General features: G+C 64.9%; 21 protein-coding genes. 15 read left to right on the top strand and 6 right to left on the bottom strand.

Annotated features, from left to right (window positions below; all coding sequences use genetic code 11):
- Positions 1-12 precede the first annotated feature (12 nt).
- From rimI to ABWP22_RS01770, 8 genes are all read left to right on the top strand, one after another.
- Positions 13-513, top strand: coding sequence for a ribosomal protein S18-alanine N-acetyltransferase (gene rimI, locus ABWP22_RS01805; RefSeq protein WP_353198212.1), 501 nt, complete (start codon positions 13-15; stop codon positions 511-513).
- An 87-nt stretch (positions 514-600) separates the two neighbouring features.
- On the top strand, positions 601-1,047 hold the full coding sequence (locus ABWP22_RS01800; RefSeq protein ID WP_353198211.1) for a Ros/MucR family transcriptional regulator: 447 nt from the start codon (positions 601-603) through the stop codon (positions 1,045-1,047).
- A gap of 97 nt (positions 1,048-1,144) precedes the next feature.
- Complete coding sequence (locus tag ABWP22_RS01795) at positions 1,145-1,564, top strand: Fur family transcriptional regulator (RefSeq protein ID WP_353198210.1); 420 nt, start codon at positions 1,145-1,147, stop codon at positions 1,562-1,564.
- Positions 1,565-1,613: 49 nt separating this feature from the next.
- Positions 1,614-2,384 (top strand): lysophospholipid acyltransferase family protein, encoded by a 771-nt coding sequence (locus ABWP22_RS01790; RefSeq protein ID WP_353198209.1) that lies wholly within the window; start codon positions 1,614-1,616, stop codon positions 2,382-2,384.
- A gap of 23 nt (positions 2,385-2,407) precedes the next feature.
- On the top strand, positions 2,408-3,793 hold the full coding sequence (miaB, locus tag ABWP22_RS01785) for a tRNA (N6-isopentenyl adenosine(37)-C2)-methylthiotransferase MiaB (protein WP_353198419.1): 1,386 nt from the start codon (positions 2,408-2,410) through the stop codon (positions 3,791-3,793).
- Entirely contained in the window at positions 3,793-4,806 is a 1,014-nt protein-coding gene (locus ABWP22_RS01780; protein WP_353198208.1) for a PhoH family protein, read from the top strand. The genes miaB and ABWP22_RS01780 overlap by 1 nt, the downstream gene beginning before the upstream one ends.
- The gene (ybeY, locus tag ABWP22_RS01775; protein WP_353198207.1) at positions 4,806-5,324 is read left to right on the top strand and encodes an rRNA maturation RNase YbeY; all 519 of its coding nucleotides are present in this window, start codon (positions 4,806-4,808) and stop codon (positions 5,322-5,324) included. The genes ABWP22_RS01780 and ybeY overlap by 1 nt, the downstream gene beginning before the upstream one ends.
- A gap of 84 nt (positions 5,325-5,408) precedes the next feature.
- A complete protein-coding gene (locus ABWP22_RS01770; protein WP_353198206.1) occupies positions 5,409-6,257 on the top strand; it encodes a hemolysin family protein in 849 nt (282 codons plus the stop codon).
- A 269-nt stretch (positions 6,258-6,526) separates the two neighbouring features.
- Here the strand turns inward: ABWP22_RS01770 and ABWP22_RS01765 are convergent, their stop codons facing one another.
- Positions 6,527-9,775 carry a type ISP restriction/modification enzyme gene (locus tag ABWP22_RS01765; protein WP_353198205.1) on the bottom strand — a complete coding sequence of 1,083 codons (3,249 nt, stop codon included), beginning with the start codon at positions 9,773-9,775 and terminating at the stop codon, positions 6,527-6,529.
- 71 nt (positions 9,776-9,846) lie between these two features.
- Here ABWP22_RS01765 and ABWP22_RS01760 point away from each other — a divergent pair, with 71 nt between their 5' ends.
- The 3 genes from ABWP22_RS01760 (at position 9,847) to ABWP22_RS01750 (ending at position 11,095) form a co-directional block, all read left to right on the top strand.
- The gene (locus ABWP22_RS01760) at positions 9,847-10,134 is read left to right on the top strand and encodes a hypothetical protein (protein WP_353198204.1); all 288 of its coding nucleotides are present in this window, start codon (positions 9,847-9,849) and stop codon (positions 10,132-10,134) included.
- Positions 10,135-10,417: 283 nt separating this feature from the next.
- On the top strand, positions 10,418-10,678 hold the full coding sequence (locus ABWP22_RS01755; protein ID WP_353198203.1) for a ribbon-helix-helix domain-containing protein: 261 nt from the start codon (positions 10,418-10,420) through the stop codon (positions 10,676-10,678).
- Between the two features lie 3 nt (positions 10,679-10,681).
- Positions 10,682-11,095, top strand: coding sequence for a putative toxin-antitoxin system toxin component, PIN family (locus ABWP22_RS01750; RefSeq protein ID WP_353198202.1), 414 nt, complete (start codon positions 10,682-10,684; stop codon positions 11,093-11,095).
- Between the two features lies 1 nt (position 11,096).
- Here the strand turns inward: ABWP22_RS01750 and ABWP22_RS01745 are convergent, their stop codons facing one another.
- On the bottom strand, positions 11,097-11,756 hold the full coding sequence (locus ABWP22_RS01745; protein WP_353198201.1) for a YggS family pyridoxal phosphate-dependent enzyme: 660 nt from the start codon (positions 11,754-11,756) through the stop codon (positions 11,097-11,099).
- A gap of 4 nt (positions 11,757-11,760) precedes the next feature.
- Entirely contained in the window at positions 11,761-12,510 is a 750-nt protein-coding gene (locus tag ABWP22_RS01740) for a hypothetical protein (protein WP_353198200.1), read from the bottom strand.
- Positions 12,511-12,769: 259 nt separating this feature from the next.
- Between ABWP22_RS01740 and ABWP22_RS01735 the strand changes: the two genes are divergently transcribed.
- Genes ABWP22_RS01735 through holA form a run of 4 tightly spaced genes read left to right on the top strand, consistent with a single transcriptional unit; the run spans position 12,770 to position 17,259 of the window.
- Complete coding sequence (locus tag ABWP22_RS01735; RefSeq protein ID WP_353198199.1) at positions 12,770-13,207, top strand: DUF3576 domain-containing protein; 438 nt, start codon at positions 12,770-12,772, stop codon at positions 13,205-13,207.
- 19 nt (positions 13,208-13,226) lie between these two features.
- Complete coding sequence (leuS, locus tag ABWP22_RS01730) at positions 13,227-15,749, top strand: leucine--tRNA ligase (RefSeq protein ID WP_353198198.1); 2,523 nt, start codon at positions 13,227-13,229, stop codon at positions 15,747-15,749.
- Positions 15,742-16,230, top strand: coding sequence for an LPS assembly lipoprotein LptE (lptE, locus tag ABWP22_RS01725; RefSeq protein ID WP_353198197.1), 489 nt, complete (start codon positions 15,742-15,744; stop codon positions 16,228-16,230). The genes leuS and lptE overlap by 8 nt, the downstream gene beginning before the upstream one ends.
- A gap of 9 nt (positions 16,231-16,239) precedes the next feature.
- Complete coding sequence (gene holA, locus ABWP22_RS01720; RefSeq protein WP_353198196.1) at positions 16,240-17,259, top strand: DNA polymerase III subunit delta; 1,020 nt, start codon at positions 16,240-16,242, stop codon at positions 17,257-17,259.
- Positions 17,260-17,357: 98 nt separating this feature from the next.
- Here holA and ABWP22_RS01715 read toward each other — a convergent pair whose 3' ends face one another.
- Genes ABWP22_RS01715 through rsmG form a run of 3 tightly spaced genes read right to left on the bottom strand, consistent with a single transcriptional unit; the run spans position 17,358 to position 19,653 of the window.
- Positions 17,358-18,218 carry a ParB/RepB/Spo0J family partition protein gene (locus ABWP22_RS01715; protein WP_353198195.1) on the bottom strand — a complete coding sequence of 287 codons (861 nt, stop codon included), beginning with the start codon at positions 18,216-18,218 and terminating at the stop codon, positions 17,358-17,360.
- A gap of 11 nt (positions 18,219-18,229) precedes the next feature.
- On the bottom strand, positions 18,230-19,006 hold the full coding sequence (locus tag ABWP22_RS01710) for a ParA family protein (RefSeq protein ID WP_353198194.1): 777 nt from the start codon (positions 19,004-19,006) through the stop codon (positions 18,230-18,232).
- Positions 19,003-19,653 (bottom strand): 16S rRNA (guanine(527)-N(7))-methyltransferase RsmG, encoded by a 651-nt coding sequence (gene rsmG, locus ABWP22_RS01705; protein ID WP_353198193.1) that lies wholly within the window; start codon positions 19,651-19,653, stop codon positions 19,003-19,005. The genes ABWP22_RS01710 and rsmG overlap by 4 nt, the downstream gene beginning before the upstream one ends.

The raw sequence follows: 19,653 nt of genomic DNA, 5'->3' as shown, positions 1-19,653 counted from the left end.
ATGGCGAGCGCCGTGGAACAGCCTGGCCTTGGCTCCCCCGCGTTGGTGATCGTACCAGCCGACGAACGTCATCTCGACGCGATGATGGCGGTCATGCATGCTGCCTTTGATCCGCGTTATGGTGAAGCCTGGTCGGCGGCGCAGCTGCTTGCCACCCTGGTGATGCCCGGCTGTTGGGGGCGGCTGGCCTTGCTTGGTGGGCAGGTCGTCGGCTTCACCTTGTGCCGGGCCGTAATTGAAGAAGTTGAACTGTTGTTAATCGCAGTGGCTCCGCAATTGCGGCGGCAGGGCGCGGGCAGCCGGCTGCTGTTGCGTGCGCAGGAGGATGCACTTGGGCGCGGTGGCAATGTGTTGTTTCTTGAGGTACGCGAAGACAACGCAGCGGCGCGTTGTCTTTATGAATCGGCAGGTTTTGCTGTGATTGGACGCCGCGCCGACTATTATGCTGGCAAGGATGGTAGCCGCCGCGCCGCAATTACCATGCGTTTTGGACTTGATGCCTTGATCATGTGACATTTTTTTGTTGCAAAATGCTGGACAGCGGCTCAGGACGGGCGCGCGGAAGTAGGGATCCGCCCGTTTGGGGTCAAGGAACAGATAATGACAGATAATACACATTCACATACTGAATTGCTGGCGTTGACCGCCGACATCGTTGCATCGCATTTTGCGAACAACACGGTACAACCCGCCGATGTGCCCGGCGTGATTGAGGCCGTTTATGCCACGCTGTCGCGGCTTGGCAGCCCGGTGGCACCGCCGCCGCCGAAGCAGGAACCGGCTGTTGCCATTCGTTCATCGATCAAGCCCGATTTCATCGTGTGCCTGGAAGATGGCAAGAAGCTGAAGATGCTGAAGCGCCACCTGATGACGCGGTACGGCATGACGCCCGATGATTACCGCACCAAGTGGGGCCTGCCGGGCGATTACCCGATGGTTGCGCCCAACTATGCTGAACAGCGTCGTACGCTGGCCAAGTCGATTGGCCTGGGTACCAAGCGCACGGCCAAGCCGCGCGGTCGCCCGCGCAAGAACCCGGTCGCCTGAACCGACACTTCTGGACATTCGTCCGCTTGCTACCGTCCGTCTTGCCCCCTAAATGGGTGCAGGGCTGGCGGGAGCACGGGTGACCGGGAGAGCGGAGATGGGCGAGCAGATCGACATCGAGGCCTTGTGCCTGAAAAAGGGCCTGCGCATTACCGAGCAGCGCCGGGTGATCGCGCGCGTCTTGAGCGACGTGACCGACCATCCGGACGTGGAGGCGTTGCATCGCCGCGTGGCGCAGGTTGATCCGCGCATTTCCATCGCCACGGTTTATCGCACCGTCAAATTGTTCGAAGAAGCGGGCATATTGGAGCGCCACGAATTCCAGGGCGGCCGATCCCGTTACGAAACGGTGGCGGATGGCCATCACGATCATCTGATCGATATTGAAACCGGTGACGTGGTCGAATTTCACGATCCCGAAATCGAAGAGCTGCAGCGCCGCATCGCCGACCGTCTGGGCTATCGCCTGGTCGACCACCGCATGGAGCTTTATGGCACGGCGATCAAACCGGCCTGAGTCACCACTTGCACAGCGGCGGGCCCCAAGCACCCGGCGCCTGGGCACCATGCGCACCGCATTGGGCACCGCAGCCACCGTTGTAGCCACTGTTCCTGCCGAATTGTTGCTGCGGGCCATCACGTTGCGCAATCGGCCCTACCTGCCGATCTGGTTCCACCGCGGCCTGTCGCGGGCGATGAATGTGGTTATCCGCACCCATGGCCGGCCGGCTGCGCGCAGTCGGGTGCTGTACGTGGTCAATCATCTTTCGTGGGCCGACATCCCGGTGCTGGGCGCGCGCCTGCGCGGCAGTTTTGTGGCCAAAGCCGAAGTTGCCGATTGGGGCCCGGTCGGCTGGCTGGCCAGCTTTGCCCACACTGTCTATGTCGCACGGGATCGCCGCCACAGTGCCGGAACCCAACGGAACGAGATTGCCGATCGCCTGCGCGCCGGAGGGAGCATCATCCTGTTTCCCGAAGGCACCAACAGTGATGGCACCTGCGTCTTGCCGTTCAAATCGTCACTGTTTGCCGTGGTCGCCGATGTGCCGGGCGTGATTATTCAACCGGTGACCCTGGCCTATACCCGCATCAACGGCCTGCCTGTCGTCCGCGCCGATCTGCCGGATCTGGCCTGGGTGGGTGATACCGCGCTGGCGCCGCACGCCCTGGGTTTCATCGGTCTGGGCCGGGTGACCGCCGAAATCATCTTCCATCCACCACTTGACCCGGCCGCCTGGCCGGATCGCAAGGCGCTGGCCCGCCACTGTCATGACGTGATCGCCGCCGGTTATCGCCGGCTGATGCGCGGCCACGCGCCCGAAGAGGTCGCTGCCTGATGACCACGCCCCATAAAGCCGCTATGGCAGAGGTGATTCATCTGGAGATCGCAGCGCCCGTGTCGTCCGCCCCGCCCAAACACGTGCAGCAGCGATTCCATGTCAAATCCTTCGGATGTCAGATGAATGTCTATGACAGTGAGCGGATGGGCGACGTGTTGACGGCGCAGGGCATGGCCGCGACGGATTCGCCCGACGATGCCGATGTGGTCGTGCTCAACACCTGTCACATCCGCGAACGCGCCTCTGAAAAGCTCTATTCCGATATCGGCCGCCTGCGCCAGCCGCGCCGCGATGGCAGCCGGCCAACGATTGTGGCCGCCGGCTGCGTTGCCCAGGCCGAAGGTGCGGAAATTGCCGTCCGCGCACCGGCGGTCGATGTGATTGTCGGCCCGCTGGCCTATCATCGCCTGCCGCAACTGCTGCAAGAGGCGCGCGGCGGCCGGGTGATCGATATCGACATGCCGGCGGTGCCGAAATTCGATGCGCTGCCGGCGCGGCGCATCGCTCAGGCCAGCGCCTTTCTTACCGTGCAGGAAGGCTGCGACAAATTCTGTACCTTTTGCGTCGTGCCCTATACGCGCGGCCCTGAAACCAGCCGCCCGGCGGCCGACCTGATCGCCGAGGCCGCGGCTTTGGTGGCACGCGGCGTGCGCGAGATCACTTTGCTCGGCCAGAATGTGAACGCTTATGCGGGCGGGCTGTCGCTGTCGGGTCTGATCCGCGAATTGGCGCAGATCGATGGGCTGGCCCGCATCCGCTACACCACCAGCCACCCGCGCGACATGGAAGGCGCCGGCGGCGATGATCTGATCGCCGCTCATGCCGAGGTGGCCAAGCTGATGCCCTATCTGCATCTGCCGGTGCAATCGGGTTCCAGCCGCATCCTCAAAGCCATGAACCGCGCCCACACCCGCGATTCCTATCTGGCGACCCTGGCGCGGCTGCGCGCCGCTCGGACGGATATTGCGCTGTCCGGCGATTTCATCGTCGGCTTTCCGGGCGAGACCGAAGCGGATTTCCAACAGACGCTGTCGATTGTCCACGAGGTTGGCTACGCCGCCGCCTACAGCTTCAAGTACAGCGTGCGCCCCGGTACGCCGGCGGCGACCATGGCCGATCAGGTGCCCGAAACCGTGAAGGATGAACGGCTCGCCCGGCTGCAAGCCGCCATCAACGAAGCCAGCCTGGCCTTCAACCACACGACCATTGGCCGGCGCTGTACGGTGCTGCTGGAACGGCCCGGCCGCAAGCCGGGGCAATTGATCGGCAAGACACCGTGGCTGCAATCGGCGGTGGTCTCCTTGCCGGGCGCCGTGATTGGTGATCTTGTGGAAGTGGAGATCGTGTCGGCCATGCCAAACAGCGTCGAAGCCGTGCCCTGCGCAACAACCCAAAGCCCGGTCTGATGGGGCGAAAACCGCACCGCGGTGGCAACCCGCCCGGCCCCACCGACCGCGTCAAGCTGGAGATCCAGTTCGACAAGGTGCAGTTGCTGGGCGCACTGTTCGGCCAATATGATCAGAATCTGATCGCACTGGAAGGCCAGCTCGGCGTCTATATCAGCGCGCGGGGCAATCGCGTCGTGGTGGAGGGCCAGGCCGATGCCGCGGCGCGCACCCGCGATGTGCTGACCAGTCTTTATGCCCGCGTGCTGAAGGGCGACGATATCGACACCGGCGACGTGATCGGGGCCGTGGCGCTGGCCGCCGAGCCGATGCTGGAGGGGCTGGTGCATGCCGATGCCGGCCCGGCGCCCACCGCTGCCATCCGCACCCGCCGCAAGACCATCGTGGCGCGTTCCCCCACCCAGGTCCGCTATATCGAAGCGTTGAGCTCGTCCGACGTGATTTTCGCGCTGGGCCCGGCCGGCACCGGCAAGACCTATCTGGCGGTGGCGCAAGCCGTCAGCCAGTTGATTTCCGGATCGGTCGACCGGCTGATCCTGTCCCGCCCCGCCGTGGAAGCCGGTGAACGGCTCGGATTTCTGCCCGGCGACATGAAGGAAAAGGTCGATCCCTACCTGCGGCCCCTGTACGACGCGCTCTACGACATGCTGCCCGCTGAACAGGTAGAACGGCGGCTGGCATCGGGCGAGATCGAAATCGCCCCGCTGGCCTTCATGCGCGGCCGCACCCTCGCCAATGCCTTCATCATCCTCGATGAAGCGCAGAACACCACGCCGCTGCAGATGAAGATGTTCCTCACCCGCTTTGGTGAGCGCAGCCGCATGGTGGTCTGCGGCGATCCCAACCAGGTCGATCTGCCCAATCCCGGTGCCTCCGGCCTCGCCGATGCCGTCCGGCGCCTCGACGGCGTCGAAGGCATCGCTGTCTTGCGCTTTTCGGCCAAGGAAATCGTGCGCCATCCCATCGTCGGCCGCATTGTCGAGGCCTACGAAGGCCCCTCCCAGGACGGCTGATGCTGACGGTCGAAACCGATATCGTCGCCGCCGGCTGGCCGGCGGGGACGGACTGGGAAGCGGTGGCGCGTGCCGCCGTGGCCGCCGCCGTGGCCGAAACCCCGCACGCCGATCTGGATGCGGCGCCGATGTCCGTCGAAGTCGCCGTGCGCCTTACCAACGATGCCGAAGTCCACGAGCTCAACCGCCAGTATCGCGGCAAGGACAAGCCGACCAACATCCTCTCCTTCCCGATGCTCAGCGCCGACATGCTGGTGCAACTGGCCAACAGCGACGATGGCGAAGTGCTGCTCGGCGATCTCGTGCTCGCCGCCGAAACCGTGCTGGTCGAAGCCGCCGCCAAGGGCTGGACGCCCGGCCAATATGTCGCCCATCTGGTTGTGCATGGCACGCTCCACCTGCTAGGTTATGATCATGAGGATGACGAGGCCGCCGCCGAGCATATGGAAGCGCTGGAACGTGCAGCCTGCGCGCGCCTGCACCTGCCAGACCCTTATGCTGACCCCGATGAAGGATGAAGCCTGACCATGCCCGAGGGCGACAGTAGCGGCGACAGCCATAGTCGATTGCGGGGCAAGAGCTGGTGGCACCAGGTGCGCCATATGTTCACCCCCGCGACGGAACCCACGCTGCGCGAAAGCCTGGAAGAGGCCATTGACGAAGCCGAGGATGCCGAGCCGTCCGGCGCACCCGGCGCCGATCTCGGCCCGGTCGAACGCGCCATGCTGCGCAACATGCTGCACCTGGGCGAAGAATGCGCCGGCGATATCGCCGTGCCCCGCGCCGACATGATCACCTTCGATGCCGATCAGGGCTTTGCCGCCCTGGTCGCAAAGTTCCGCGATGCCGGCCACAGCCGCATGCCCGTCTGGCGCGGGGAACGCGACAACATCATCGGCATGATCCACATCAAGGATGTCTATGCCCGCATCGCCGACACCTTTGGCGACCAGGCCAGTGCCGCCCCGCTGATGGACCTCGCCATCGAGCCGCTGCTGCGCGAAGTGCTGTTCGTGCCGGCCTCCATGGCCATCGTCGATCTGCTGGCCCGCATGCGCGCCGGGCGCACCCACATGGCCATCATCATCGATGAATATGGCGGCGTCGATGGCCTCGTCACCATTGAAGACCTCGTCGAGGAAATCGTCGGCGACATCGAAGACGAACATGACGAAGCCGCCGCCGCGCTGATCCAGGAAGTCGGCGACGGCCTGTGGGAAGCCGACGCCCGCCTCTCCATCAGCGACCTCGAAGACACGCTCGGCGTCAAACTCGCCGACGACGCCGTCGGCCTCGATGTCGACACGCTCGGCGGCCTCGTCTTCATGCTCGCCGGCCGCGTCCCCGCCCCCGGCGAACATGTCGACCACCCCGCCGGCTGGCGCATCGACGTGATCGACGGCGACCCCCGCATGGTCAAACGCCTGCGCATCCAGACGACAGCAGCCTGATCACCCGGCACATTGCAAATTCCTGTCGCCGCCACTTTTGCCACTCTTGACGAATCCGCCGGGAATCGGCGTCGAAATTGCCCGATTTTGTTGGTTTCGAACTTTACATTCCCACCCCATGCCCGCGCGGCACGCACCGTCCGGCCTTATTGCGAAGCCTGAAATATACGCCACCCCGCCCCTGTAGGACAGCGCGGCGCGCGGGGAGAGGAAGCGCGGCCTCCGGCGGGCAGGGACTCGTCCCTGCACCCGTCAGTTTTCGGGCGCGCCTAACCCAGTTTGATCAAGGGCGAATCGCAAACGCGCTGCAACAGGTCGGCCTGGCGGGGTTCCAGTGCCACCAACAGAGTCAGCACGTTGAGCACGTTGATCAACTCGCTGGTATATTCGGGCAGCCAGTGATCGGGCTGGATGTCGCCCAGCGGCGACGGCGGGCGCTTGTCGCCGATCTGCGGGCGTTCGCGGTTGCGCTTGCGGTAACTGAACCATTGTTTCAGCACCGCCTTGCCCGACACTTCATAGGCCCACACTTCGGGGATGACATTGTCGACAAAGCCGCTGCCGACAGCCAAGCGCCTTGTGGCGGCGTCATAGCTGATCGAGTCGGGAAAGCCTTCCGGCGTGGATGGAATCTTACCGGCCTTGCTGATCGTTGGCGCGTCGATGGCAACGCGCGGCGCGCCGTCGGGGCGACCTTCGGTGAAGCGCTCGCCGAAACTGTGCAGCCAGATGATCTCGCGGCCGAGCGCTGCCGCCTCGGCGAACAGCGCGGCATCGGCGGTCAATGGCACGCGCAGGCCGGGGCGGATGAGGCCGGCCTTGAAGCGTTCGGTATAGTCCGGGCAGGCAAGCAGCGCCGCGACAAAGGCGAACACATCGACAGGATCGACCGCCACGCCGTAGGCGCGCGACAGCGCTGCGACGACGGCGGGAGATACATTGGTTTCGGTGGCGGCCGCGTCTTTCCACAGCCCGAACACGCGACCGCCGCGACCCGCATAATGATGCAAATCGGGTATCAACGCACTAGCTGTTGCGGCCGGTCCGTTCGTTGGCGCCAAATCCATGGGAGCAGTCAAATAAGTCTGGCTGTTGCCATGGGCTGCCCAAATCTTCGGTCTCGGATCATTCAAAAGTCGAGCGTCAACCGGAAGCCATTGGCGATCAAAAGAACGGAAGCCATAGCGCGCCGTGCTGGGGAGACCTCCGGTTTCTGCAAGGATATTGGATGGGCGCGTTTTTGATACGCCGAAATTTTGCACAACAAATTTGCGAATATGGCGGCTCGCAACTTTGCCATTTCGAAGTTGTGGATGAAACAGCACTTCCTTTCGGCCTTCGTCCGTCTCCCTGATGAGATCGTCCCAGCGTTGTTTCAATGTTTGGACGTCAGGGGCAACAACCCAAGTCCGTCCAGACATCACGCCAGAGCCACAGTCGCCGAGCACGGCGTCAAGCGGCACGAATTCGCCCCAACCTCCAGTAAACTCCGGCAGGAAGGGTGCCCGCCAGTCAGTGGGGCCATCGGCCCAACCGGGGCTGTCGAGCGCCAGCTTGGCAAGTTCAGCGAACTTGATTTCGCGCCTGCCCTTCGCCAGCGATCGAAAGCGCACGCGCGCCGGTTGCGTTGGCTTGTTGGCCGGCGTCCGCGATGCCAGCACGATGCACACCGGGTGCTGGACACCTTCGAAGATACGCGTTGCCACTTCGGGCTGGTGGCCTTCCGGCGAGCAGTCGATCACCCAGATTTCATCGCAGTCGCGGCGCAGATCGGCGCGCATCTTCTGAAAGCCCGGGCCATTCAGGAAACCGGCAACCGTGATGTAGCAGACCAACCCGGCGTATTGCTCTTCCTGCGGAGGCTCGCGGTCGCGCAGCCCGGCACCCTGCTCAAAGACTTTCCAGGCCGCCCAGCGCCAGAAATACACGTAGAGATTGCGCAGATGCTTGGAGTGGGTGCCGACCTTCCAGTCCTTTGGCGGCTGCCAGTCACGCAACGGCGCGTCCTTGCCATCCTTGAAGCGGCCATTCTCAATCCACGCTCCCTTGCCCTTGGCCTTTTCCTTGTAGGGCGGGTTGCCGATGACGACGGTGATCGGCTGGGCGCGTTTGACCTCGTTGGCTTCACGCTGCGACCGCGAGATTTCCCGGTAGATGCCCTGCCCGGCTTCAATGTCAGCAAACGGATCACCAAGCGTGTCGGTGACGAACAGCGCCGGGCTGCCTTCGGCATCGAGCGCGATCATTTCCGCCAGCAGCCGCAACTGCGCCACGGCAAAGGCGCCGAATTGCAGCTCGAACCCATAGAGCCGCTTGGCCGCCTCGGTAATCGCGCCGCCGACCGCGCCTTCGCCTTCGTCCGCCGTCACCCGCGCGGCGATGGCGCGCAAGATGGCGAGCAGGAAGGTGCCCGAACCAGTGGCGGGATCGGCGATATGGACGTCGTTGCTGGCCAGGCCCTGCGCCACCCCAAAGCGTTTCGATGACCGCAGCGCCTCGTCGCACAGCCGCACCATGGCCTGCACGACTTCCGGCGGGGTGTAGTAGGAACCGGTCTGCTTGCGCAGCCGGCGATCATAGATGTCGAGAAAATCCTCGTAGAAATACAGCCAGGCCTCGGGATCGCCCTTGGCGATCTTGTCCCAATCGACCACGTCGAGCACGCGCACCATGGTATCGAGCGAAGGGCCGAGCGACAGATCCTGCTCCGTCAGCAAGCGCAGCGCCGTGCCGATCAGCGTGTTGGTCTTGCCCAACTGCTTCGCCACATCGTCAAGCCCGCCGGCCAGCGACAGTTTGCGCGATTTGGCCATCAGCAGCCCGAAGGTGACCGCCTGGGCATAGCCATCGGCGAATTTCGCATCATCGGCATCGGGGAACAGCAGTGCCTTCCAATCTTCCTTCAATTCCGAAAGCCGGGCGTTGTTGATGCCAAGCTGTTCGACCACTTCATCACGCAGATAGCGGCACAGCCGGGCTGCTACAGCGGCGAGTTCCTTGGCCCCTTTGGGCACAATTGGTTGCCAGCCGAGGAAATCCTCGATCAGCGGCATCAGAGCGCCGGGCGCGGCAAGTTTCGCGCCCGATGTTTCAATATCGCCATCGAATTTGACGATGTCGCGCGCCAATACGCCGTTGCGCCACACCGACATGGCGTTGCCATCGGTATAGAGCAGGTTGGGCAGCGCCTTCAGCTTGTCCCACTGTTCCTTGTCGTGCTTGTCCTTGAATTTGCGTGGGTCGGCACCTTTGCCGGGGGCCTTGACCTCGATGAAGCCGATCAGCGCCTTGTTGAGATTGACGGCGAAATCCGGCCGGGTGCGCAGCGCCGCCAGCGATTTTTCGCCAACCAGTACCAGCGCGTCCTTGCCATGGCCGCATTGCGCCGAGAACGCCGCAAACAATTGCTCGATCGGGTTGCGCAATTGGTCTTCGGGCTGGCCGCCCTCGTTCAGCTTGGCCTTGGCGGCCGCGCCGAAGTCACTCACCGCCTTTTTGATGGTCTCGGCTTGCGTCATGCCAACCCCTCGTTATTCTTGTGTTGTGCATCGGGTATCGCCACCCTGCAAGCATGGGATATCGTGACCTTATGAGCGAAGTGCTTGAATCGCCAAAGGGCCAACTCGGTTTCGATCTTGGCGAAGCCAAGGCGCCGCAGCGTTATGTGCCGGATATCGATGACATAAGGGCGGAGCTGAACGCCGTGCTCGATAGCCTTCGAGCGGCGGCTGACGCCGGGGCAATGGATGCTCGCACCATGCGTTTCCACAAGACTGTGTTCCCGCAAATGGCCAATTGGCTGCCCGAGAAGGAGCGTGACTCCATGCGCGCCGCCTTCGTAGCGGAAATCGCTCGTGTGGAGGCGATTGGGGCCTAACTTCGGGGACGCCAGGCTGGTGCGATCAAGTCCGTGACGTGTGGCGGGCGTGCTGCCCGAAAACTGATGGGTGCAGGGGTCACCCCTGCCCGCCGGAGGCTTTCGATCCTCTAACCCCGAACAGCGCGCTGCCCACCCACGGTGGACCCGAGCAGCGCGGCCGTCTGGTCGTCGCTGGACATGCTCATGGAGAGGCCGGGCGGGCTGGGAGGTGCGTTCTGTCGCCTGATTGCAGCCCAGGCCGGATGGACGTATATGTGTCTGAACGCATGAAGGACATGACATGGCTGAGCTGGCCCGTTGGAGTTTGAAGGTCTCGCGCGATACCGATGTGGCGTTGCGAACGTTGTTGGCGACGCGCGGGGGCCGCAAGGGTGATTTGTCAAAGTTCGTTGAAGAGGCGGTCAACCGCGAGGTTTTGCGTCAGACGGTGAGCGATATCCGCGCGCGGAATGCCGACATCGGTGAGGATGAGGTGTCGCGTCTGGTTGAGGACGCGCTTGGCGAGACACGGTTGGCATTCTGGGCCGACGCGCGGGAATAGACCGTGCGGGTGATCCTGGACACGAACATCCTGCTGAGCGGCCTGCTTTCTCCGCACGGCATCCCGGCGCGTTTGATTGACGCCTGGCTGGACCGCCGGTTTGTGCTTGTGAGCCACAGGACCCAGTTGGAGGAGTTCCGCGCGGTCAGTCGTCGCGACAAGATCAGGGCGCTGGTTCGGCCGTCTGAAGTTGGGCGGTTGGTCAACCAGATGGCGGCGCTGGCCGAGATGCCATCCCGGCTGCCCCAGGTGCAACGGTCACGTGATCCACGCGACGATTTCCTGCTGGCATTGTGCGAGGCGGGTTCAGCCGACCGGTTGGTTACGGGCGACAAGGATGACCTGCTTGTCCTTCGCCAGCATGGCGCAACGCGCATCACGACAGCGGCGGACTTCGCCGCGGAGATCAATTTCTGAGCTAGCCTCGGCTGCCGAACAGCGCGCTGCCCACGCGGACCACGGTGGAGCCGAGCAGCGCGGCGGTCTGGTAGTCGCTGGACATGCCCATGGAGAGGCCGGGGAGGTTCAGGCGGCGCGCGTGTTCGGCCAGCAGCGCGAAATAGGGGGCGGGCTCACGATCCGCGGGGGGGACGCACATCAGGCCGGCGATATCGAGATTGGCTTCGCGGGCCTGGGTGAGCAGGGCGGGGAGATCGGGGATCGCGCAGCCGCCTTTTTGGGCTTCATCGCCGATATTGACTTGGATGAAGCAGGCGGGCCGTTTGTTGGCGGCGGTTTGGGCCTTGGCCAGCGCGGTGACCAGCGACGGGCGATCGACGCTGTGGATCACATCGAACAGCGCGACGGCCTCGGCCGCCTTGTTGGATTGCAGTTGGCCGACGAGGTGCAGGACGATGCCGGCCGTTTCGGCCATCAGCGCCGGCCATTTGGCTTGCGCTTCCTGCACGCGGTTTTCGCCGAAGTGGCGTTGGCCGGCGGCGATCAGCGGGGTGATGTCTTCGGCGGCGAAGGTTTTGGAGACGGCGACCAGCAGGGGACGATCTTTGCGGCCGGCATCGCGGCAGGCTCGTTGAATCCCGGCCTGCACGGCGGCGAGACGTTCGGAAGCGTCGCTCACCGGATCAGAAGGCGATGCTGGTGCCGAGATAGACGGCCTGGTCGTCGCGGTTCGGCAGCACCAGGCTCGGCGGTTCGGGCGCGATGCGATAGCGCAGGCCGCCGGTGACCGACAGGCGCGGTGCGACGCGATAGGCGCCGCCCAGTTCGAGCGAATAGCGGCGGGTGAGCGGCGCGAAGGCCAATGGCTGGCTTTGTTCGGCGGTGCCTTCCAGGCGGGTGCGCCAGTTGCGGCCGCCATAGGACAGGCCGAGATTGACGGCGTCGGTCATCCGGCCGGCCAGCGGCGAGGCCAGCACCGGTTCGGCATGGCTGTAGCCGGTATCGAGCGCAAAGCCCTTCCAGCCGAGCGAGAGATTGAGGCCATAGCCGGCCGGCACCACCAGCAATTCGGTGGGGGCGGTGGCCTTGGAACGATCGGCGACTGCGGCGGTCAAGCGGGTGGCGACGCCGAGCGACAGGGCGCGCAGGCTATCGGCCTGGCCCGATGGCGTGAAACGGAAGCCGCTGGACAGCGATTGTGGCTGCGACGGGGCACCGGGGGCGGTGAAGGCGAAGCGGCCGAATTCGGCGAGCTTTGGCGCGAACGGTGTGATCGGCGTATCGATGGCGAGCCGTTGTTTCACGGCGCGCGCCGGCTTTGCGGCCTGCGCCGACACGGCAAGGCCGGCGCACAGGCTTGCGGCCACCAGCACCGTAGCGGTGCGGCGGGCGAAGGCGCGCACGAGCGCGGCCGAATCAGCCCCGGTTTTCATCCATTGCAACGTAGCAACCAGCATCGCGTAAGCCCATATGCGTTTGGAGATATCCCGTACATGAACGGCCGCAACCACGCGTTTTTGCGGGACTTGTGGCGGGAAGCCCACAGTTTCCGCCCCGGGCAGCGGCGTGGCCGTGCTGCGAAACGGCGCTGCCCGGCGTTGCAGCGTGCGCCGGGCTTGGCGACAGGGGTGCAACATGCCAATAAGCAGCCCGAGCCGGCCCGCCGGGGCCGCATCCGATGAAGGGCCTGCCATGCGGCGTATCGTTACCCTGGTTTTCCTGTCTTCGTTGGCGCTGATGGCGCCGGCGTGCGGCCGCAAGAAGCCGAAATTGTCGGCCGAAGCGCCGCCGCGCGTCACCACGTTGGGCATCAACGCCTATCTGTGGCGTTCGGCGCTGGATACGATCGGTTTCATGCCGTTGGCCCAGGTCGATTCCAATGGCGGCGTGATCCTTTCCGATTGGTATGTCTCTCCGCAAAGCGCCAATGAGCGGGTGAAGGTGACGATCACCATTCTCGATACCGAATTGCGATCCGATGCGATCAAGGTGAATGTGCAGCGCCAGACGCTGGGTGCCACCGGCTGGGCCGATGCCGGCGTGCGGGCCGGCACCGTGCAGCGTCTGGAAGAAGCCATCCTGGCCAAGGCCCGCGATCTGCGGCGCAATGCCATGGCGCCAGACCGTTGATCTGCTGATTTGAGCGCCCATGCCGCGTTTTGACCATCAGGCCGCAGAGCGGCGCTGGCAGGCCATCTGGGATGCGCGCGAAAGCTTTGTCGCGCGCGATGACAGCCCGAAGCCCAAGTCCTATGTGCTTGAAATGTTTCCCTATCCTTCGGGGCGCATCCATATCGGCCATGTGCGCAACTATACGATGGGCGATGTTGTGGCGCGCACGCGCCGCGCCCAGGGTTTTGAAGTGCTGCATCCCATGGGCTGGGATGCGTTCGGCATGCCGGCCGAAAATGCCGCCATGGAACGCGGTGTGGACCCCGGCAGTTGGACCCGCGCCAATATCGCGGCGATGCGCGCCCAGTTGAAGCGGCTGGGCTTCGCGCTGGATTGGAGCCGCGAACTCGCCACCTGCGAGCCGGATTATTACGGCCACGAACAGGCACTGTTTCTGGACATGCTGGCCGCCGGGCTGGTCTATCGCCGTGAATCGGCGGTGAACTGGGATCCGGTCGACATGACCGTGCTGGCCAATGAACAGGTGATCGACGGCCGCGGCTGGCGATCGGGCGCGCTGGTCGAACGGCGCAAGCTGAACCAGTGGTTCCTGAAGATCACCGATTTTGCCGATGATCTGCTGGATGGGTTGCAGGGGTTGGACCAGTGGCCGGACAAGGTCCGTTTGATGCAGGAGAACTGGATCGGGCGATCGACCGGGCTGCGGTTTGCCTTCCAGGTGGCCGAAGGTGGCGCGTTCGACGTGTTCACCACGCGGCCCGACACGCTGTTCGGCGCCAGCTTTGCCGCCATCGCCGCCGATCACCCGTTGGCGCAGCAATGTGCGCGCGATAATCCGGCGCTGGCGGACTTCATCCTGCAGTGCCAGGCCGGTGGCACCGCGGCGGCCGATATCGAAACCCAGGAGAAGCTGGGCTTTGATACGGGCCTGTCGGTGGTCCATCCGCTTGATCCCGGCATCAGCTTGCCGGTGTTCGTCGCCAATTTCGTGTTGATGGAATATGGCACCGGCGCGCTGTTCGGCTGCCCCGGCCATGACCAGCGCGACCTGGATTTTGCGCGCAAATATCAATTGCCGGTGCTGCGCGTCGTCGCGGCCGAGGGCGAGGAATCAGCCCCCATCCACGACGAAGCCTATACCGGCGCCGGCCGCATGGTGAACTCGCGCTTCCTGGACGGCATGACCGCCGAGGATGCGCGCGCCACCGTGATCGCGCGGGCCGAGGCCGAAGGCTGGGGCGAGGCCGTCACCCAATATCGCCTGCGCGATTGGGGCGTGTCGCGCCAACGCTATTGGGGCACGCCGATCCCGATCATCCATTGCGATGCCTGCGGGGTGGTGCCGGTGCCCAAGGCCGATCTGCCGGTGATCCTGCCGGAGGATGTGAGCTTCGACCAACCCGGCAACCCGCTGGAGCGCCACCCGACCTGGGGGCAGGTGGACTGCCCGGCGTGCGGCGCGGCGGCGCGGCGCGAGACCGACACGCTCGACACCTTCACCAATTCGTCCTGGTATTTCATCCGCTTTGCCAGCGCGCCCGTCGATCGCCCGTTCGATCCGGCGGTGGCGGCGCAGTGGCTGCCGGTTGGCCAGTATATCGGCGGGGTGGAGCATGCCATCCTGCACCTGCTCTATGCGCGCTTCTGGACGCGCGCCCTGCAGCGCATCGGCGCGCTTGATGTGGCCGAGCCCTTTGCTGGCCTGTTCACGCAAGGCATGGTGACCCACGAGACCTACAGCCGGCCGCAGGGCGAAGGCCTGCCGCCACTGTGGTTCGCGCCCGATGATGTCGAACGGCGCAGCGATGGCGCGTGGCTGAAGGCCGATGGGGAGGCCGTAGAGATTGGCCGCGTCATCAAGATGTCGAAATCCAAGAAGAATGTCATCGATCCCGATGCCATTCTCGGTCGATACGGCGCCGATGCGGTGCGCTGGTTCATGCTTTCCGATTCGCCGCCCGAGCGTGATCTGGCCTGGTCGGAAAGCGGCATCGATGGCGCCTGGCGCTTTGTGCAGCGCGTGTGGCGGCTGGCTGAAGACCATGTGACGCCTGCCGAGGGTGCCGTCGACCTGAAGATCGATCGCCAGGTGCACCGCGCCATCGCGGCGGTGACCGGCGATATCGACAAGTTGCAGTTCAACAAGGCGGTGGCGCGCCTGTATGAGCTGGTCGGGGCGCTGGAGCGTGCTACGCCCGGCCCCAGTCGCTTCGCCGGTGTTATCACGTTGATTCAACTGGTTGCGCCGATGTCGCCGCATCTGGCCGAAGAGGCGTGGGCGCTGCTCGGCCAGCATGGGCTGGTGTGCGACGCGGCCTGGCCGGTGGCCGATCCGGCGCTGCTGATCGACGATGAAGTCACCATCGCGGTGCAGTTGAACGGCAAGCTCAAGGGCAGCTTCACCGCTGCCAAGGGCGCTGACAAGGCCGCGCTGGAGGCCGAAGCGCTGGCGCTGCCCACGGTGCAGCGCAGCCTCGACGGCGCAACCCCGCGCAAGATCATCGTGGTTCCCGATCGCCTGGTGAACATCGTTGCGTAGCGCCGCTCTGCTGCTGGCCCTGCTGGCCCTGCCCGGTTGTGCGCTGCAGCCGGTCTATTCCGGTGGCAGCGCATCGGCACCGGCCAGCCTGCTGGCGGATATCGGCATCGCGCCAATCCCGGAACGCGCCGGATTCCTGGTCCGCCAGGCGCTGGAGGAACAGTTCGGCCGTGCCGCTGCCGATCCACGCTATCGGCTGGAAATCCTGTTGGATGATCAGATCACCGCCTTCGGTTTGCGCGGCGATTCGTCGGCCGCGCGCGAGCGGCGCACACTGCGCGCCCGTTTCCGGCTGGTGGAGGCCGCCACCGGCCAGGTCGTGCTGGACGACACTGTCGCGGCGGACGCCGGCATTGATCGCGTCAGTTCCAACTATGCCGTGGTTGCGGCGGAAAATGCCGCGCTGGATCGTCTGTCGATCGATCTCGCCCGGCAGATCAGCGCCCGGCTGGCGCGCCATGCCCGCGCCACCGCCAAGTAGGCTGCAGCGATGAAGGCCGATGCCGGCCGCATTGCCAGCATCGCCCGCGCCTGGCCGGCCGATCTGCGCCTGGTGCTGCTGTTCGGGCCGGATGAATCGGCGTCGCGTGATCTGGCCGGGCAGGTGCTGGCCGGCCTGGCCGCGGAAACCTTGACCGAGATCGACGGCGCCAGCCTGAAGCATGACAGCCAGGCCTTGGTGGCGGCGGCCACCAGCCTGTCGATGTTTGGCGGCCGCGAGGTGGTGCGCGTCGATGGCCTTGACGAAGCGGGCCTGCCCGCTGTGGAGGCGCTGCTGGCGGCACCGGCCGGGCACCCGGTGGTGGCGCTGGCCGGCGATCTGAAGGCGGCCAACAAGCTGCGCCAATATGCCGAGAAGCAGGCTGGAATTGCGTCCAGCGCCCAATATGAGGCGACGCTGCGCGATGCGCCGCGCCTGCTTGCCGAGATGGCGGCACCGTTGGGGTTGCGTCTGGAGCGCGGCGTGGCGGAGATCTTGTTCGCGTCCGCCGCCGGCGACCGCCAGGTGATGCGCCGGGAGCTGGAGAAATACGCGCTTTACAAGGATTCAGACGCGGGCCGCCCGCAGCGGCTGGAGGCCGAGGATCTGGCGGCGTTGGGCATTACCAGCGGCGACGCCGAGCTGTTTGCGCCCATCGCGGCGATCACCACCGGTGATGTTGCGACCGCCACCGATCTGCTGGCGCGGCTGCCCGATGGCACAGCCATCCCGTTGCTGCGCGGGTTGGAACGGCGATTGGTGCAACTGATCGCGCTGCGCGTGGAGGTTGATGCTGGCCGCAGCCCGGATAGCGTGGTGGAGGGTGCCAGGGCGATTTTCTTCAAGGAAAAGCCCATCATCGCCAAGGCGTTGGGCCTGTGGACACAGGATCGCCTGCAACGTGCCATGGCCGAAGTGCTGGCGGCCGAACGCGGGGTGAAGACCAGCGGCGGCCTCGCCGACCTGGGGGTGCATGCCATGTTGTTGGCCATCACGCGCCGCGCCGCGGCGGCTGCGCGACGGCGTTGATTGCCTTCAAGTTGAAGCACTCAACGCCCTCCCTGCAGCCGTAGGCGACCGAAGGTCTACGGGGAGGGCGTGGCGAATCGATTCAAGCGCAAACGCGTCTAACTGGCCCCGAGCCGGGCGCAAAGCATGTCGAGCTGATCGAGATCGGCAAAGCGGATGGTGAGGCTGCCGCTGCTGGCGCCGGGGGCGACCTGCAAGGCGACCGGCATGCCAAGCGCTTCCGCCAACTGGCTTTCCAGCGCTTCGCTATTGGGATCGCTGGCCGGCACCGGTGCCGGTGCGCCGGCTTTGGTGCGACCGCCGGCAAGCTGCTGTTCGAGCGCGCGCACCGAGAGGCCCTGGCGGACAACGCGTTCGGCTAGCGCCTGCGCATCGGCGGCGCCGACCAGCGCGCGGGCATGGCCCATCGACAGCGCGCCGGTTTCAACCAGGGCCTGCACCCCGGCCGGCAGGTCGAGCAGGCGCAGCAGATTGGCGATATGGCTGCGCGATTTGCCGACAATATCCGCCAGCACCATCTGGGTGTGGCCATGTTCGGCGATCAGCCGCTGATAGCCGCGGGCTTCCTCGATGGCGTTGAGATCGGCCCGCTGGATATTTTCGATCAATGCAATTTCAGAGACCTGGCGGTCATCGAGCGGGCGGACCACCACCGGCACTTCGTGCAATCCCGCCACCTGCGCCGCGCGCCAGCGGCGTTCGCCGGCGATGATCTGATGCCGGCCGCGGTAGGGGCGCACCAGGATCGGTTGCAGGATGCCGTGTGCGCGAACCGAGGCGACCAGTTCCGCCATGGCCTGCTCGTCGAAATGGCGGCGGGGCTGATCAGGATTGGCCGCGATATCGGCGATAGAGAGCCGCACCACATTCGGCGAATCAACAGAGGGCGGCGCGGCGATATCGTCCAGCAAGGCCGACAGCCCACGACCAAGGCCGGATTTCTTCTTGGTTTCAGCCATTTGGACTCTCTTTATCCCGCCAGCGCCAGGCCGGCATCAATGCGGCCGAGGAGTTCCCTCGCCAGGGCGACATAGGCCTCGGAGCCGACGCAGCGGCTGTCATAGATCAAGGCCGGCAGGCCGTGGCTGGGCGCTTCCGACAGGCGGATGTTGCGTGGCACCATGGTTTGCAACACCTTGGCGCCCATCACGGCGCGGACATCGTCGCAAACCTGATCGGAAAGCCGGTTGCGGCGGTCAACCATGGTCAGCACGATGCCCAGCAGTTCAAGCCGGCGGTTGAGCCCGGCCTTCACGCGATCGATGGTGCTGAGCAGTTGCGACAGCCCTTCCAGGGCGAAAAACTCACTTTGCAGCGGCACCAACACCGAATCGGCCGCGACCAGGGCGTTGACGGTGAGCAGGCCGAGCGAAGGCGGGCAATCGATCAGCACGAAATCATGGCGTGGCAGGGTGGTGAGCGCGTCGGCAAGGCGATGGGTGCGGCGATCGGTGCTGACCAGCTCGACCTCCGCGCCGGACAAGGCCGAGGTGGCCGGGATCAGCGACAGGCCAGGCACGGCCGTCGGCTTGATGGTTTCAGCGGCAGCGGCTTCCCCGATCAGCAGTTGATACAGCGACGGTTCGCGATCCCGGCGGCCCACCCCAAGTCCGGTCGAGGCATTGCCTTGCGGGTCGCTGTCGATCACCAGCACGCGCTTGCCGATGGCGGCCAGCGCGGTGGCCAGATTGACCGCAGTCGTCGTCTTGCCGACGCCGCCTTTCTGATTGGCAATGGCAATGATCATCGGCGTTTTACCCCCATATGGCCTGACGCTGCCAACCTGACCTTGCTGGCGACGACGATGCGGGCGGCAGAATCAGTGCGGCTGGGAATCAGCTCGTGATCAAAGTGGTAGCGCTTGGCGGCGGTGGCAAGCTCTTCCTGCACGCGGGCGCCTTTTGGCAGGATCCAGCGCGTGCCGGGGCCGGCGAAACGCGTGCTCCATGCAAACAGCGTGTCCAGTGCGGCGGCGGCGCGGGCGGTGATCACGTCGAAATGCGTGGCTTTGGTGTCCTCTATGCGCGCGTTGGTGACGATGATCTGGTCATGCGTGCCGGTTTCGTGCGCAACTGTGGACAAGAATGTGCATTTCTTGGTGATGGATTCAACCAACATGATGTTGCAGGTCGGATCGAGGATGGCGAGGACCAGGCTGGGGAAACCGCCGCCGGCGCCGATATCCAGCCAGCGTTGGCCGGTGCCGGCGATCGGCAACAGTTGCGCCGAATCGCGGAAGTGTCGATCCCAGATGTGCGGCAGCGTGGATGGGCCAACCAGGTTCATGCGCTGCTGCCATTCGGTGAGCAGATCGGCATAGCGATCGAGCCGCGCCAATGTTTCACGTGAAACATCAAATTCGGCCGCGAAGGCCTCGCGTTCCGGATTGGTCAT

This window comes from Sandarakinorhabdus sp., from assembly GCF_040398665.1.
Classification (GTDB): domain Bacteria; phylum Pseudomonadota; class Alphaproteobacteria; order Sphingomonadales; family Sphingomonadaceae; genus Sandarakinorhabdus.
The sequence above is the reverse complement of the archived record's forward strand: the minus strand, read 5'-3'. Positions and strand labels throughout refer to the sequence as shown.